Here is a 16,319-nt window from a genome sequence, read left to right as displayed (position 1 = left end):
CACGAACCATGAAGAAATTACTTTTAAGTGTATGTGCATTTTCATTGACTCTCGCTACATTGCAGGCAGGGGAAATCACTAAATATGTAAATCCATTTATTGGAACTGGGACCATCGATGGGGGACTCTCGGGTAATAATTATCCGGGGGCAACCTCACCGTTTGGTATGATACAACTTTCTCCGGACACCAGTGAAGCGCCCAACTGGGGCGATGCTTCCGGGTATGACTATAACCGGAGTACCATTTTGGGCTTTAGCCATACCCGTCTGAGTGGTACGGGAGCTTCGGACCTGATCGACGTTACATTGATGCCGACCAGTAGCGGACGCACCTCTTCCACATTCACCCATGACGAGGAGAAAGCCAGCCCCGGTTATTATCAGGTAATGCTGAAGGATGAGAATATCAATGTAGAACTGACCACTACTCAGAGAAACGGTATTCACCGCTATCAATACCCCGCCGGTAAAGATGCGGAAGTTATACTGGATATGGATCATTCGGCAGATAAAGGTAGTTGGGGACGCCGGATTATCAATGCTCAGATCCGTATTCTGAATGATCATGCAGTGGAAGGTTACCGTATCATTACCGGATGGGCGAAACTGCGTAAAATCTATTTCTATATGGAGTTTTCAAGCCCTATCCTTACTTCTACCTTGAGAGATGGCGGACGTGTCCATGAAAACACAGCAGTGGTCAACGGCACTAATCTTCATGGCTGCTTCCGTTTCGGCAAGCTGAATGGAAAGCCGCTGACGTGTAAGGTAGCCCTTTCGTCCGTCTCTATGGAGAATGCCCGTCAGAACATGGAACAGGAAGCTCCGCACTGGGACTTCGACCGCTATATGGCTGCTGCGGATGCCGATTGGGAAAAGCAACTGGGAAAGATTGAAATAAAAGGTACGGAAGTCCAGAAAGAGATATTCTATACGGCTCTTTACCACACGATGATACAGCCTAATATCATGTCTGACGTGAATGGCGAATACATGGCTGCTGACTATACAGCCCGTAAAGTGGGCGACAATGAAACTCATTATACCACATTCTCCCTGTGGGATACTTTCCGTGCCTCCCATCCTCTCTATACCCTGCTGGAACCCGAACGGGTGACTGACTTCGTGAAGAGCATGATACGCCAGTATGAATACTACGGTTACCTGCCTATCTGGCAATTATGGGGGCAGGATAATTACTGTATGATCGGCAACCATTCCATCCCTGTGATTACTGATGCCATCCTAAAAGGCATTCCCGGGATTGATGTGGAAAAAGCCTATGAAGCGGTGTATAACAGTTCGGTAACCTCACATCCCAACTCTCCTTTTGAAGTGTGGGAGAAGTATGGCTTTATGCCTGAAAATATTCAGACTCAATCGGTTTCCATCACTTTGGAACAGGCTTTCGATGACTGGTGTGTCGCACAACTGGCTGAGAAACTGAATAAGGATGCTGATTATGAGCGATTCCATAAACGTTCTGAGTATTATCGTAACCTTTTCCATCCGAAAACGAAGTTCTTCCAGTCCAAGAATGACAAGGGAGAATGGATCGAACCTTTCGATCCTTATCAGTACGGTGGAAATGGCGGCCATCCGTTCACCGAAGGAAATGCATGGCAGTATTTCTGGTATGTCCCGCACAATATTCAGGCTTTGATGGAACTGACAGGCGGAACGAAGGCCTTTGAGCAAAAGCTGGATACGTTCTTTACTTCCAATTATAAGAGCGAACAGATGAATCATAACGCTTCGGGATTTGTGGGACAATATGCACATGGCAATGAGCCCAGCCATCACGTAGCTTATCTCTATAACTTTGCAGGTCAGCCGTGGAAGACTCAGAAGTATGTCAGCCATATTCTGAATACGTTGTATAACAATACATCCTCGGGATATGCCGGAAATGATGACTGCGGTCAGATGTCTGCATGGTACGTATTCAGTGCGATGGGATTCTATCCGGTCAATCCTGCCGACGGTCGGTATATCATCGGCTCTCCGCTTCTGGATGAGTGTACTTTGAAACTGGCAGGAAATAAGGATTTTCATATCCGGACCATCCGTAAGTCTCCCGAAGATATCTACATTCAGTCGGTAACTTTGAATGGAAAGAAACATAAAGATTTTTTCATCACTCACCAGGATATAATGAACGGTGGTACGATGGTCTTTAAGATGGGAAAGAAACCGTCCGGCTGGGGAAAGTAAACAGAGAATAAAAAAGAAATCGTTTTTGTATTCAAATAAATTCAGATAAACATGCGAATCATTAAATTGACAGTTTTAGCCTTGTGTCTGGGCGTTTCGGTAGTTTGGGCCGATGACCGACCGATTTATAAAGATAAGAATGCTCCGATCGAAGATCGTGTTGAAGATTTATTGCGCCGGATGACCTTGCGCGAGAAGGTAGGGCAGTTGCAGCAGCGTTGTACTTGGGATATCAATAATATTGGAGGTACATATAATGGGGAAAGCTTCGGCACTGCTCACGAGATGAATATATCGGCTCAGCAAGCCGCCGATTTATACCAGAAGATACATGAATATATGGCAAACGAGACCCGTCTGGGTATTCCTATCCTGACTTCGGCAGAAGGTATTCATGGTATTTTGCAGAACGGATGTACTATATTCCCACAAGCTATCGCACAGGGGAGCACATGGAATCCCGACTTGATCTGCCAGATGACGGAAGCCGAAGCGGCAGAAGCACGTGTGATGGGGATTCGTCAGGTCTTGTCTCCGGTGTTGGACATTGCGCGCGAGTTGCGCTGGGGACGTGTGGAAGAGACTTTCGGAGAAGATCCTTACCTTATATCTGAAATGGGGATCGGTTTCGTTCGCGGTTTCCAGAAGAATGGAGTAGGATGTATGCCCAAGCATTTCGTTGCACACGGTACGCCTACAGGCGGACTGAACAGTGCTTTCGTAGCCGGTGGTGAGCGTGAATTGCGTAATTTGTATATGTATCCTTTCGCTCGTGTCATCAAAGAAGCCGATCCGGTTGCGGTCATGAGTTGCTATAGCGCTTATGACGGAATCCCTGTGACGGGTTCTTCCTACTTTATGACCGATATCCTGCGTGGAGAACTGGGCTTTAAAGGTTTTGCATATTCTGACTGGGGTTCTGTCGACCGTCTGAAAACATTCCATATGGCAGCTCCCAGCACCGAAGCTGCTGCTAAAATGGCTCTGACGGCTGGTATTGATATAGACGTTTGGGACGCGGCGTATGAAACCTTGCAAGGTCAGGTGGAGAAAGGTCAGCTGGATGTGATGTATATCGACCGTGCCGTTCGTCGTATTTTGACGGCTAAGTTTAAACTGGGCCTGTTTGACGATCCTTATGGTGATCCGAAGAGTGTCAGCAAGGTCGTTCGTAACAAGCAACATGTGGAACTGGCCAAGAAGGTAGCGGATGAAAGTGCCGTATTGTTAGAAAACAAGAATAATATATTGCCGTTGGACTTGTCCAAATACAAATCGATCGCTGTGGTAGGACCGAACGGAGATCATGGAGTTGCCGGAGATTATGCATGGGTGAATCCGGAAGATCGCGAATGTGTATCTTTGTATGAAGGTATCAAAAATGTATTCGGCAAGAAAGTAACGGTCAACCATGTGGACGGCTGTGACTGGTGGAGCCAGAATGAAGAGGGTATTACCGATGCGGTGAAGATGGTGGAAAAGAGTGATCTGGCAATTGTGGCAGTGGGTACGCGCAGTTATTGGCTGGGGCGTAATGCAAAGGATCATAAAGTAACTTCGGGTGAAGGGTTTGATTTATCTTCATTGGAGCTTCCGGGCAAGCAGCTGGAACTGATGAAAGCTGTGAAGGCAACAGGCAAACCTATGATTGTAGTTCTGATTACCGGTAAACCGTTGGTTCTTTCGTGGGCAAAGGAAAATGCAGATGCTATATTGGTGCAATTCTACGCGGGTGAGCAACAAGGTAACTCAATGGCTGAGATTCTGCTGGGAAAAGTAAATCCTTCGGGACGTTTAAATATATCCTTTCCCAGAAGTACAGGTAATACTCCTTGTTATTATAATTATTATCCCACTGACCGTGAGCAATGGTTTGACCAGGGTGGTTCGCCGGATGATCCTAAGGGACACTATATCTTTGAGAAACCGCATGCCTTGTACAACTTCGGATATGGTCTGAGCTATACCGATTTCAAATATAACACCTGTACATTGAGTGATTCCATCTTCTCTGATAAAGGAAAACTGATGGTGAATGTAGAAGTGGAAAATACCGGAAAACGGGAAGGTCAGGAAGTCGTTCAGCTATATGTACGCGACATGGTCAGTTCTATTTCTACTCCTATCCAGCAATTGAAGGCATTCAAGAAAATCAACCTTAAACCGGGAGAAAAAACAATGGTTTCACTGGAACTGCCTATTTCCGAACTGGCTTTTTACAATGCATATATGAGAAAAGTGGTAGAACCGGGAGAGTTTGAGATACAGGTCGGCAGTTCGTCGGACAGGATTCATTTCAAGAATACTATTGTAGTTAAATAGTTGCTGTTTATGGAGTTAAAATACAAACATATCTTCGTGCTCATTGCCCTCTCTCTGGGGGGAATGAGTACATGGGGACAACCGAAGGTTACGTACCGGCAAATTGTGACTTCGCCTATTGACAGCTGGGTAGAGGTAACAGACCGGACAAAGGCAATGAATGGCGAAACTCAGGAGGAGGCAAGCGTATCAAATGGCAAAGGGCAGACAATCGAAGGATTCGGGGCATGTTTTAATGAACTGGGCTGGGTGTCACTTGGATTGTTGCCTTCCGCTGACCGCGAGTCAATAATGAAAGAGCTTTTTTTTCCGAATTATGGAGCCAATTTCACTATTTGCCGGATGCCGATAGGAGCAAACGATTTCTCCCGTGACTGGTATTCGTACAATGAGAATAACGGTGACTTTAAGATGAAGAATTTCTCGATACAAAACGATACAGAGACTCTGATACCGTTTATAAAGAGCGCACAACTTCAGAATGCTGATATAAAGGTTTGGGCATCACCTTGGTGCCCTCCTTCCTGGATGAAGCATAACAAACATTATGCAAGTGCCGTGTGTGATCCTTCGTTGAAGAATACGAAGTTTGACAATGGACTTCCGGCTGACCGTGCGGGAAGGGAAGGAATGGATATGTTTATTCTGAAGCCCGAATATCTGAAAGCATACGCGCTGTATTTCTCGAAGTTTATTAAGGCTTACAGAAAGGCAGGGATTGACATCTTTGGTGTAATGCCTCAGAATGAGTTCAACTCGGCACAGATTTTTCCCAGTTGCTGCTGGACGGCACAAGGATTAGCTTCCTTTGTCGGCGATTATCTGGGACCTGAGATGAAGAAGCTTAATGTGGATGTCATGTTCGGTACCATGGAGCGTGCAAACTATCTGTTGGTAGACACCATATTGCAGGATTCTAACGCGAAGAAGTACGTCAAGGCAGTCGGTTTTCAGTGGGCAGGAAAGGATGCGGTGAAGGAAGTGAGAAGGCATTATCCAAAGATGAAACTGATGCAGACTGAGCAGGAATGTGGTGACGGACACAACGACTGGAACGGCATGCTCCATTCATGGGATTTGCTTAAACACTATATGGACAATGGTATTTCGATATACAATTATTGGAATGTTTCCCTTGAAGAAGGAGGAATCAGTCGTTGGGGATGGAGGCAAAACTCATTGGTGGTGGTGAACCCTGAATCAAGAACGTTCAGATTTACTTATGAGTATTATCTGATGAAACATATCAGTCATTTTGTGTTGCCGGGTGCTGTCTATCGTCCGGTGGAAGGTTCTGCCAAAGAGATACTGGCATTCGAAAATCCTGATGGAAGTACCGTGTTGTTGTATATGGAGAAGGAAGGCAAGGATAAGACGGTGACGGTAAAGCTGAAAGGCACGTCATTCCGGTTCTTTACGAAAGCCAATTGTCTGAATACGATAAAGGTGGATTAACAGGTAAAAAAGGTATTCGTCCGCACGGGACGAACCGAATTATAAAAAAATAGGTACGGATTACACGGATGAACACGGTTTTTAGATACTCAATCTCTTAAAACCGTGTTCATCCGTGTAATCCGTGCCTAAATAATATTTATTTTGCCTCTTCGGAAGTCTGTAACATCTGGAACAGCTTATCCAACTTCGGAGCCATAATGATTTCCGTACGGCGGTTCTTGCTTCTTCCTTCTGCTGTTTCATTGTCGTCAACAGGCATATATTCGCCACGGCCACTGGGCTGTATCTGCAAAGGATTTACACCGTAATTCTTAATCAGGATACGTACTACAGAAGTAGCACGGATTACACTTAAATCCCAGTTATCTTTGAACTGTACCGTGTTGATCGGCTTATTGTCGGTGTGGCCTTCAATAAATACATCAATGTCGGTTTGCTTATTCAGTACTTCCGCCAACTTGCCGAGCGCTTCTTCACCGCGTTTGTCCAAACGGGCGCTTCCTGACTGGAACAGCAGTTTATCCGACATCGCTACATACACTTTGCCGTCTTTCTCGCGAACGGTCAGCTCTTCAGTGCTAAAGCCCAGTAAGGCGTCTTTCACACTGTTCAGCAGTTGCTTCACTTTCTCGTTCTGGGCATTAATCATGTCCTGTAGCTCGTTGATGGTGCGTTCTCTTTCGCTGAGTTCGTTTTTCTTCTGACTCAACAAGGCATTCAGTTTTTCCTGTTCGGTCATGTTAGTGCTGAGCATGCTCTGATACTGGCGGATACTGTTTCCCATCTGTGTCGTATCACGCAGGAGCTTCTTGATCTGTGCCGACATCTGGTCGCCTGTATTACGGCAATCGGTCAGCAGGCTCTGCAAGCTATCGATACTTGCCATACGTGCGGCTTCTGTCATCATGAACTTCTTTTTCGTTACACACGAAGTACACAATAATAAGGTAAGGAGAGTAAATAATGCAATTTTCTTCATGACGCTTTATTTTTTTTGCAAAGAAATAATATTCTTGCGAAGATTACAAAAAATCTTTTATTAAACTCTGTATCATATGGTAAAGAAATACTTTGGATGCTGTTACTTGTTGAAAGTTACTTCATGCCAAGTTATGCAGCCTCCCGGATAATGCAGGGAAATCAGCGTTGCAGAAACTCACAAAGTTTCTGTACAGCCAGTGCACGGTGACTGATCTTATTCTTTATTTCGTTTCCCAGCTCGGCAAAAGTCTGTTGGTAGCCTTCGGGTTTGAATATCGGATCATAACCAAAGCCGGAATCCCCACGTTTTTCTTGGATGATTTCTCCTTTTATCACTCCTTCAAAGAGATATTCCTTTCCATCTAAAATCAGCGAAATGGCAGTACGGAATTGTGCTTTCCGGTTCTCTTTTCCTTCCAGTTCGTGAAGCAGCTTGCGCATATTCGCCTGAGCATCGTGTCCCTCGCCTTCGGCATAACGGGCAGAGTATACCCCGGGTGCCCCGTTCAGTGCTTCCACTTCCAGTCCGGTGTCATCGGCAAAGCAATCCAGATGATAGTTTTTGTAGATAAAAGAGGATTTCAGTAAGGCATTTCCTTCCAGTGTTTCGGCTGTTTCGGGAATGTCCGTGTGACAGTCGATATCATTCAGGCTGAGCAGTTCTATCTGATTCCCGAGGATAGCGGCTACTTCTTCGAGTTTATGAGCATTGTTAGTAGCAAATACAAGCTTGCGTTTCATTGTCTTATTCTTGTTTTAGCGGAATTATCCGGATTCATTCACCTGTTTATTTCACTTTCAACTGATCGAATCCTTCGCCATATACACCAATGACAGAACTCTGTGAGATGAAAGCGTTCGGGTCGATACGTTTTACCAGTCGGAAGATATCCAGCGACTGACGCCTTTTGGCCAGTACGACCAGTACTTTTACGTCGTTTTTGCTATACCATCCGGTGCCGTTGAGTACCGTTACTCCGCGGTCTGTATCTTTGATGATACGGTCGGCTATTTCGTCATACTTCTTGGAGAAGATAAAGAACTGGACGGATTGGCGGGCACTGTTGATAATCCAGTCGAGCACGACACCGATGATGAACAGGGTGACGAAACCGAAGATTACCCGGCGCCAGTCATGGAATACAAAGTAACAGGAGCTGATGATGAATACATCACAAATCATGATCATTCTTCCCAGCGATACGTCTTTGTATTTATTGACAATAGCGGCGATAATATCCGTTCCTCCGGTACTTCCGTTATAATTGAAAGTAATGCCCAGGCCTACACCGCACATAGCCGCACCGATGATACAGGCCATAAAGTCCTGTCCGCTGCCAAGCAGCAGAGGTTTCCCGTCAGCAGACATATCAGGTGTCTGTATGTAGTTATTTACCAGCACTTGGAATATCCACAGCAAGAAGGTCAGCATGAAAATAGCGTAAGTAGTCTTTATGCTGAATCGCGGACCTAATATCTTGATAGCGAATGTCATCAGAACTGCATTGATAATAAAGTACGACCACTGGATAGGAAATCCTGTTGCGTAATAAATGATAGCCCCGATACCGGTAGTACCTCCTGTCGTTATCTGGTAGGGTAGCAAGAACGCCGCCCATCCCAAAGCATAACTTATCAATCCGAGAGTAATGTAGATATAATCTTTCACCTCTCTCATTATTTCCGCCTTTGCTGGTTTGCGCATTTTGGTTTATTATTGGTTAAATCTGTATAGTGCGAACTTGTATTAAGATTCTCTTATACTATTTTCAGGCACGGATTACACGGATTAACGCGGCCTTTTCAATAACTCAAAACCGTGAAATCCGCGTAATCCGTGCCTAAAATCTATTATACTACTACGTTTACAATCTTTTTCGGCACGACGATGATCTTCTTCGGTGTTTTGCCTTCGATCCATTTCTGCGAACGTTCGTCGGCTAATACGGCAGCCTGAATGGTGTCCGAAGCGGCATCAGCGTCAAACTCCATGTTGAAGCGTGCTTTTCCGTTGAAGGAGATGGTATAGTTGATCGTATCTTCTTTCAGATATTCTTCGTTGAATGCGGGCCATGCGGCATCGCATACGGAAGTTTCGTGTCCCAGTGTATCCCACAACTCTTCGCATACATGCGGAGCGAAAGGAGCGAGAACGATAATGAGCTGTTCCAGTATCTCTTTCTTGCTGCATTTCAGATTGGAGAGTTCGTTGACACAAATCATGAATGCGCTGACAGAGGTATTGTATGAGAACTGTTCGATATCTCCCGTTACCTTCTTGATCAGCTTGTGAAGACTCTTCAATTCTTCTTTCGTTGCAGGTTCGTCTTTCACCAGATACTCGTCCGTACGACTGTAGAACAACGACCAGAACTTACGGATAAAGCGGTGTACACCGTCGATACCGTTCGTATCCCAAGGCTTGGATTGCTCCACCGGACCGAGGAACATTTCGTACATACGAAGTGTATCCGCGCCGTATTTATCTACAATCATATCCGGGTTAACCACGTTGAACATTGATTTGCTCATCTTCTCAACTGCCCATCCGCAGATGTATTTTCCGTCTTCGAGGATGAACTCTGCTTCCGCATATTCGGGACGCCATGCCTTGAATGCTTCCAGATCGAGAATATCATTGGATACGATGTTTACATCCACATGAAGCGGAGTAACTTCGTATTGGTCTTTCAGGTTCAGTGAAACGAAGGTGTGAGTATCTTTGATACGATATACAAAGTTACTGCGGCCTTGGATCATCCCTTGATTTACTAACTTTTGGAACGGTTCTTCTACTACGGATGCGCCTACATCGTGCAGGAACTTATTCCAGAAACGAGAGTAGATCAAGTGTCCGGTAGCGTGTTCCGTTCCTCCAACATAGAGGTCTACGTTCTTCCAGTATTCGTCCACTTTCGGGTCCACTAATGCTTGGTGGTTGTGCGGGTCCATGTAGCGCAGATAGTATGCGGAGGAACCGGCAAATCCCGGCATGGTGTTCAGTTCCAACGGGAAGATGGTGATGTTGTCGATCTTCTCATTTTCTACTGTGCACTTGTTTACCGTGTCCCATGCCCACTTAGTGGCATGTCCCAATGGGGGCTCGCCTGTTTCGGTCGGCAGGAATTTGTCTACTTCCGGAAGTTCCAGTGGCAGACAGTCTTCTTCGATTACGTAAGGCATTCCGTTTTTGTAGTAAACCGGGAATGGTTCTCCCCAGTAACGTTGACGTGAGAAAATGGCATCACGCAGACGGTAGTTCACCTTTACACGTCCCAAGTTATGCTCTTTCACATATTGCTTGGTCTTTTCGATGGCTTCTTTGATGGTCAGTCCGTTCAGGGAAAGATCGCAGTAAGGAGTTACATCCGGGCGGGGAGAGTTGCAGACGATTCCTTCTTTGGCGTCGAAACTTTCTTCACTTACGTCACAACCTTCTACCAACGGGCGGATTTCCAGTCCGAAATGCTTGGCAAAAGCATAGTCGCGGCTATCGTGGGCGGGTACGGCCATGATGGCTCCTGTTCCGTATCCTGCCAATACGTAATCGCTGATCCAGATGGGCACTGCTTCACCTGTAAACGGATTGATGGCATACGAACCGCTGAATACACCGGTAACGCTGCGGTCGGCGATACGTTCGCGTTCCGTACGCTTCTTGGTGCGGTCCAGATAGGCGTCTACTTCTGCTTTCTGTTCAGGAGTAGTCAACTGGGCTACCAGTTCACTTTCCGGAGCCAGTACCATGAAGGTCACGCCGAACATGGTATCTGCACGGGTGGTAAAGATGGTAAATTCGAGATCGCTGTCTTTTACTTTAAACTGCACTTCAGCACCTTCGGAGCGTCCGATCCAGTTCTTCTGAGTTTCTTTCAGTGATTCGGTCCAGTCGATGGTATCCAGTCCGTCGAGCAGGCGTTGTGCGTAAGCGGATACACGCAGACACCACTGGCGCATCTTTTTCTGAACTACAGGGAAGCCGCCGCGTTCGCTGACGCCGTCTATTACTTCGTCGTTTGCTAATACGGTTCCCAGTGCCTGACACCAGTTCACCATTGTTTCACCCAGGTAAGCGATGCGGTAGTTCATCAGGATTTCCTGCTGTTCCTTTTCGCTTTTCGCTTTCCATTCTTCGGCGGTAAAGCTGAGTTCTTCGCTGCAGGCAGCGTTGAGTCCTTTGTTTCCGTAGATTGCGAATGCGTCGATCAGTTCTTGGATAGGGCGTGCCTGCTGTTCGTCGTTGCAGTAGTAGCTGTTGAACATTTTGAGGAAAGCCCATTGAGTCCAGTGATAATATTCGGGTTCGCAGGTACGGATTTCACGGCTCCAGTCGAAAGAGAAGCCTATTTTATCGAGTTGCTCGCGATAACGGTCGATGTTGTTGACGGTTGTGATAGCGGGATGCTGTCCGGTCTGGATGGCGTACTGCTCTGCCGGCAAACCGTAAGCGTCGTATCCCATCGGATTGAGTACATTGAAGCCACGCAGTCGTTTGTAACGGGCGTAAATGTCCGAAGCGATGTATCCCAGCGGATGCCCTACGTGCAATCCGGCTCCCGACGGGTAAGGGAACATATTCAATACATAGAATTTCTGCTTCGATTCGTCTTCCGTAACCTGGTAGGTTTTCTCTTCCACCCACCTTTGCTGCCACTTCTTTTCAATCTCCCTGAAATTGTACTCCATAGTGATAAAGTTTTTATTTATAGTGATTTATACTGTTATTTCAATTTGAGCTAGCAAATTTACGTGTTTATTTTCAGATAACCACGTAGTGAGTGAAAAAAACCTTTTTTATGATAAGGTATTGCGTGACAAATGGAGAAATGTCACGGAAAACATCGTCTTGCTATTGACTTTTTTGTTTTTATTTCGTATATTTGGAGGAATATAAAAAGGAAAAGTAATGATAGAATATATAAAAAATATAACATAAGCTCAATAGGTGGATGTGCAAAATTGCATAGCCAGGATAACGAATGGGCAAGAAACTGTGAAGGTTCTTGCCCATTTCTGTTATAATAATTTTATTGAGGCTGCTGGAAACTCCTAAAAATAGTTTATAATAAACTTGGGTACCGTTTATAATAAACTCTCTCGTTATTTATTAAAAACGCGTAGGGAGTTTATTCGATTTTGGAGGAATAGTGTAAGAAAGGAAGATATACGAATTTGGGGTGTCTGATGGTGGTGATTTGTTTGTAAATTAGAACTTCTTTCTGTAAGGTTGTTTTTTCTATTTAGTTTTTGGATACTGTCTAAATATATTAGGCTTAGTTTTAAAACAAAAAAGAGACAAGAGAAAAATAACACTTAGAGATTTAGAAGGGGGAATAAAGAAAATAGTTTGATATTATCCTATTGGACTTGTCTGCGCTAATGTATATTGTAACATTCTATTTCTCGTTTTACTTTGCTGAAAATGAAATTCTATCATTTTTAGGGTTTGAACTGACAAACCTTTTAAATAAACGTTAAATTAGACCGTATATTCCCCTAAAAACGATCTTTCCCAGCCTATACCTTCATTTTTCTCCTCGAATTAATTGCAAATTAATTACTAAATTAACTAGCGGGACTTACATTTGTGCCAGTTATCATAAAATTCTAAGAAATGAAAAGGCTACTGGTACTATTAACATTGGTTCTCGCATTCTTCTCTGCCAAGGCACAGGAAAACAAAAACTACTGGAATAACAAGCTCAAAATTGTGTCATTCCGGTTACCTCCTCCTCCGGTAGGATATACACCCAAAATCGTAGATTTGAATGGTGGTGGAAAGCCGGACGCTATCTATTCGATTACCCGTGACAGTATTCCGATATTATGGCTGGACGATGACGGAGACATGAGATGGGATGATCTGGAAGGAGATACAAAAAATGACTGTCTTTTGATAGACAGAAACCGTGATGGCATTTACGGTGGACATGGTGATCTTATTATCGACTGGATAGATACCGATAATGACGGAAAAGCCGATATGCAGATTGTCGCCGAGTATCCTCCCCGGAAAGCGGACGAAGTATGGCCAAACGGACACTATATGATCGTGCTGGATACTGACAAGGATAATATCTTCAACTATATTGATTGGAACACCATGCAGATTAAAAGCTGGGACAAGACAGGTATCTGCGATTTCTATATGGATTATAGCGGGCAGTCAGCTTTTCTTAAGATTCATGTCGCTACTTACAATATGCAGGATGTAAGGCTGAACTGGGAAAATCCATTTCTTTTCTACGATGAAGACGGTGACGGACTGAGTGAAATGGCAATCAGACTGGTAGATTCTCCAAAGAAAGTAGATGCCAGTGCACCCGCCAACAGCTTCGTTAACAAGCAGCTGACCGGAAACATCGACTGGGTTTCTATTGCCGTCGATATGGATAATGATAATCGTCCGGGTGATGAATTTGACTTTGACTTCACGCTTTCTTTCAGAGGAAAAGGGTTTGATTACAGAGATCAGGTTCATAAGTTCCGGAATCCCCGATTGGCTGGGACGGATTCTTTCTTTGTAGATCCCCGTTTCAGGAGGATGACTGAGTTGATTTATCCGGACCATGACAGTGCATGGGACCTTATATTCAACAGAGGAAAATGGGATCAGGTTTATTTTGGATATGATGAAGATGATGATTGCCATCGTTGGGAACGTGTAGAGTTATACGACCCGCGCGACCCTTTCAAGGTGGGATGGAACAAAGGTGGAATTGATCATAACAAACAATCGGATGCAGCGGGTGACCGTGGGGAATGGGACCTGGATAATTCAGGAAACGGCCAACTTTATATGGGTAAGTTTGACGGCAGACTTCATCTGTATGGTGCGGAATGGGGATGCTGGCGAATCGATCAGAACACAGACTACTATCAGGGATGGGACAGGATGTGGTTCGGGTTGGACAAGAATCCTTCCCGTTTTGCAACGGTGAAGTACACTGACAAAGATGGCAACGGCTTCTTTGATTATCTGGAGTATGACCTCGATGGTGACCAGACTTTTGAAACAATTGTGGATTTAAAGGAAATGGGAGTAGACGACCGTTGCGAACTCATTGATGTTTCATCTTTTAAGTATAAAGACTTCATAAATTTGATGGATAAGATGGCAGACGGTATGTGGAACAATGCTATGCAGGCATGCAAGGTAGCCGAGCATTTTCGGGTAAATACAGGTTGGTATGCCAAGTTGAAACAGGCATTATCCATCCGTGAGAAGTATGATAAAGGATACTGGTTGCAATTGTACTTGTACAAGGATCTGGAATATCTTTTTACCCGCAACCAAGATGTCCGTTCATTGGAAAAGCTAAATAAAGCCTATTATACAGGCGATTGGTCAATCCTGTTATAACTAGCTAAAGAAATAGAGATTATGACGACTAAAAAATATATTCTGATTGCTTGCGGACTTCTATGCCTGCTTTCTGTTGCCTACGGGCAGAAGCGCGAAACTTATTTCTTCTCGGCAGAGGACATGGCTAATATCCGGTCATCTGCGCAAACCCCTTGGGGAAAGACCATTGTAGATACACTAAAATCGCATATCGACGAACGGTTGAAATATCCGCTGGCTGTCCCTAAAGAAGAAGCCGGGCATCTGCACGACTATTTCTGTCCGGTACATAATGTGTTCTTTGAGTTCGACTGGAATAGTCCTGACAAGCAGTATTGTTCCTTCTGCAAGAAAACGTGGAGTTCCGACCGTATCAACTGGGCATGGATAACGATTGCCCAAGACAGGAACAAGCAGTTTCTTACTGATTGCATGTATGTGTATCTGGCTACCGGAGATAAAAAGTATGCCCGCTATATGAAAGACATGTTGCTGGATTACGCCGATAAATACCCGCATTATAAAATTCATGATAAAGGGCGTAACACTCCCGAACCTGCCAATTATAGTGCAAAGATATATGCGCAAAGTCTGGATGAGGCGGGATGGTTCAGTGATGTATGCCGTGTCTACTCTGTTGTTAAGCCTTTGCTCAAAAAGGGAGAGGTGGAAAAAATAGAGAAAGGATTGCTGAAAGAAGGTGCCGGTCTGCTTTTGAAAAGAGGTGGTGGAGGCAACTGGCAGGTCTGGAATAATAGCGGACTGGCCGCTATAGGAGTTGCCCTCAATAATGACAGTATCGTGAAAGTCGCTGTTGAACACACGAAAGTGGGTTACCGGCAGATGATGAAAACACACGTCAACAGAGACGGCTGGTGGAACGAGGGTTCTGCCAATTATCATTTCTTTCCGTTGAGGGCGATGCTGCTGACGGCTGGTGCAGTCCGTTCGATGGGATATGATTTGTGGGACAAACAACTGGAGATGATGTTCGTGGCTCCTATAAAGAGCATTTATAGTGACTTGACTTTTCCTTCCCACAACGACGGATGGTATGGAGTTTCACTGCCGACACAGATCAGACTGTATGAAGTGGCCTATGCCCGCTATAAGAATCCCCTATTGCTGAATACTCTACAGGATTGCTATCGGCTGGAAGACAGACTTTCGCCGGAAGCGCTTCTGACCAATACTACTATCCATCCCGACAAGGAACTGAAGGAATCGGAAAGCTACCTGTTTGGTCAGACGGGCTATGGGGTATTGCGGAGCGGTAAGAAGTCGGTAGTACTGAAGTACGGTCCGTCCGGTGGTGGTCATGGGCATCCGGATAAACTTTCTATCTCCATCCATAACGGTGAAAAGGAGATATTGCCTGATTTGGGCACCTGCGCCTACGGAATCCCCGATTACCTGAACTGGTATAAACGGACGCTTTCTCACAACACGGTAACTGTCGATTGTAAAGACCAGCGTCCTGCGACGGGGCAGATGGTATATTTCGATAATCATTCCATAGAAGCCTTTTGTGACAAGGCTTATCCGGGAGTCGAAATGAAGAGAAAACTTCTGTTGAAAGGAGACACCCTTTGCGACGAGTTCGATTGCATCTCAGACACGATTCATCAGTATGACTATGTGCTGTTACTGACAGAGCAGCCACAGATAGAAGGAGAGTTTACAGGTGCAAAGCTTGATGAGGCGGTTGCTTATAAACAGATCCGAAATGTGAAAAGGAGTGTGATGAATCATCCGTTTACAGTCAGTACGCCAACCGGAAAGATTACTTTTCGGGTAGATGGCGTGCCGTCCTTTGAATTGTTTGTGGGCGAAGCTTCCGGCATACCGCCTACCAATCCGGATATTGTAACAAAAACCGGGACTGAACGACGTCCTGTAGAAACCTGTTACCCGTTGATGATCCGTGTGAAAGACAAAAATATGACTGTAAGGGCACAATGGGATATTTTCTGATGTCGAGTATTTATCTTTATAAT

Annotated in this window: 9 protein-coding genes; 5 read left to right on the top strand and 4 right to left on the bottom strand. The window is 45.0% G+C overall.

Features of this window, described 5'->3' with window-relative positions:
* The first annotated feature begins 8 nt into the window (after positions 1-8).
* Genes HMPREF2794_RS19335 through HMPREF2794_RS19325 form a run of 3 tightly spaced genes read left to right on the top strand, consistent with a single transcriptional unit; the run spans position 9 to position 5,993 of the window.
* A complete protein-coding gene (locus HMPREF2794_RS19335; protein WP_070752281.1) occupies positions 9-2,216 on the top strand; it encodes a GH92 family glycosyl hydrolase in 2,208 nt (735 codons plus the stop codon).
* Between the two features lie 51 nt (positions 2,217-2,267).
* Positions 2,268-4,538 carry a glycoside hydrolase family 3 N-terminal domain-containing protein gene (locus tag HMPREF2794_RS19330; RefSeq protein ID WP_070752280.1) on the top strand — a complete coding sequence of 757 codons (2,271 nt, stop codon included), beginning with the start codon at positions 2,268-2,270 and terminating at the stop codon, positions 4,536-4,538.
* 9 nt (positions 4,539-4,547) lie between these two features.
* The gene (locus tag HMPREF2794_RS19325; protein ID WP_070752489.1) at positions 4,548-5,993 is read left to right on the top strand and encodes a glycoside hydrolase family 30 protein; all 1,446 of its coding nucleotides are present in this window, start codon (positions 4,548-4,550) and stop codon (positions 5,991-5,993) included.
* Between the two features lie 139 nt (positions 5,994-6,132).
* On the opposite strand, the gene HMPREF2794_RS19320 is transcribed toward HMPREF2794_RS19325, so the two are convergent.
* The 4 genes from HMPREF2794_RS19320 to leuS all read right to left on the bottom strand — a co-directional run bounded on the left by HMPREF2794_RS19320 (position 6,133) and on the right by leuS (position 11,663).
* A complete protein-coding gene (locus HMPREF2794_RS19320; RefSeq protein WP_022301324.1) occupies positions 6,133-6,975 on the bottom strand; it encodes an OmpA/MotB family protein in 843 nt (280 codons plus the stop codon).
* Positions 6,976-7,136: 161 nt separating this feature from the next.
* Positions 7,137-7,718, bottom strand: coding sequence for a non-canonical purine NTP diphosphatase (locus tag HMPREF2794_RS19315; protein WP_010535902.1), 582 nt, complete (start codon positions 7,716-7,718; stop codon positions 7,137-7,139).
* Positions 7,719-7,764: 46 nt separating this feature from the next.
* Positions 7,765-8,682 carry a YitT family protein gene (locus HMPREF2794_RS19310; protein WP_008767390.1) on the bottom strand — a complete coding sequence of 306 codons (918 nt, stop codon included), beginning with the start codon at positions 8,680-8,682 and terminating at the stop codon, positions 7,765-7,767.
* 146 nt (positions 8,683-8,828) lie between these two features.
* The gene (leuS, locus tag HMPREF2794_RS19305) at positions 8,829-11,663 is read right to left on the bottom strand and encodes a leucine--tRNA ligase (RefSeq protein WP_010535901.1); all 2,835 of its coding nucleotides are present in this window, start codon (positions 11,661-11,663) and stop codon (positions 8,829-8,831) included.
* Positions 11,664-12,591: 928 nt separating this feature from the next.
* On the opposite strand from leuS, the gene HMPREF2794_RS19295 reads away from it, so the two are divergent.
* Complete coding sequence (locus tag HMPREF2794_RS19295; protein WP_070752278.1) at positions 12,592-14,340, top strand: hypothetical protein; 1,749 nt, start codon at positions 12,592-12,594, stop codon at positions 14,338-14,340.
* Positions 14,341-14,361: 21 nt separating this feature from the next.
* Positions 14,362-16,296 carry a heparinase II/III domain-containing protein gene (locus HMPREF2794_RS19290; protein WP_055269285.1) on the top strand — a complete coding sequence of 645 codons (1,935 nt, stop codon included), beginning with the start codon at positions 14,362-14,364 and terminating at the stop codon, positions 16,294-16,296.
* The last annotated feature ends 23 nt before the right edge of the window (positions 16,297-16,319 follow it).

It is taken from the genome of Bacteroides sp. HMSC067B03 (assembly GCF_001811315.1).
Taxonomy (GTDB): Bacteria; Bacteroidota; Bacteroidia; order Bacteroidales; family Bacteroidaceae; genus Bacteroides; species Bacteroides faecis.
Note: the sequence above shows the minus strand (reverse complement) of the source record. Positions and strands in the feature narration are given on the sequence as shown.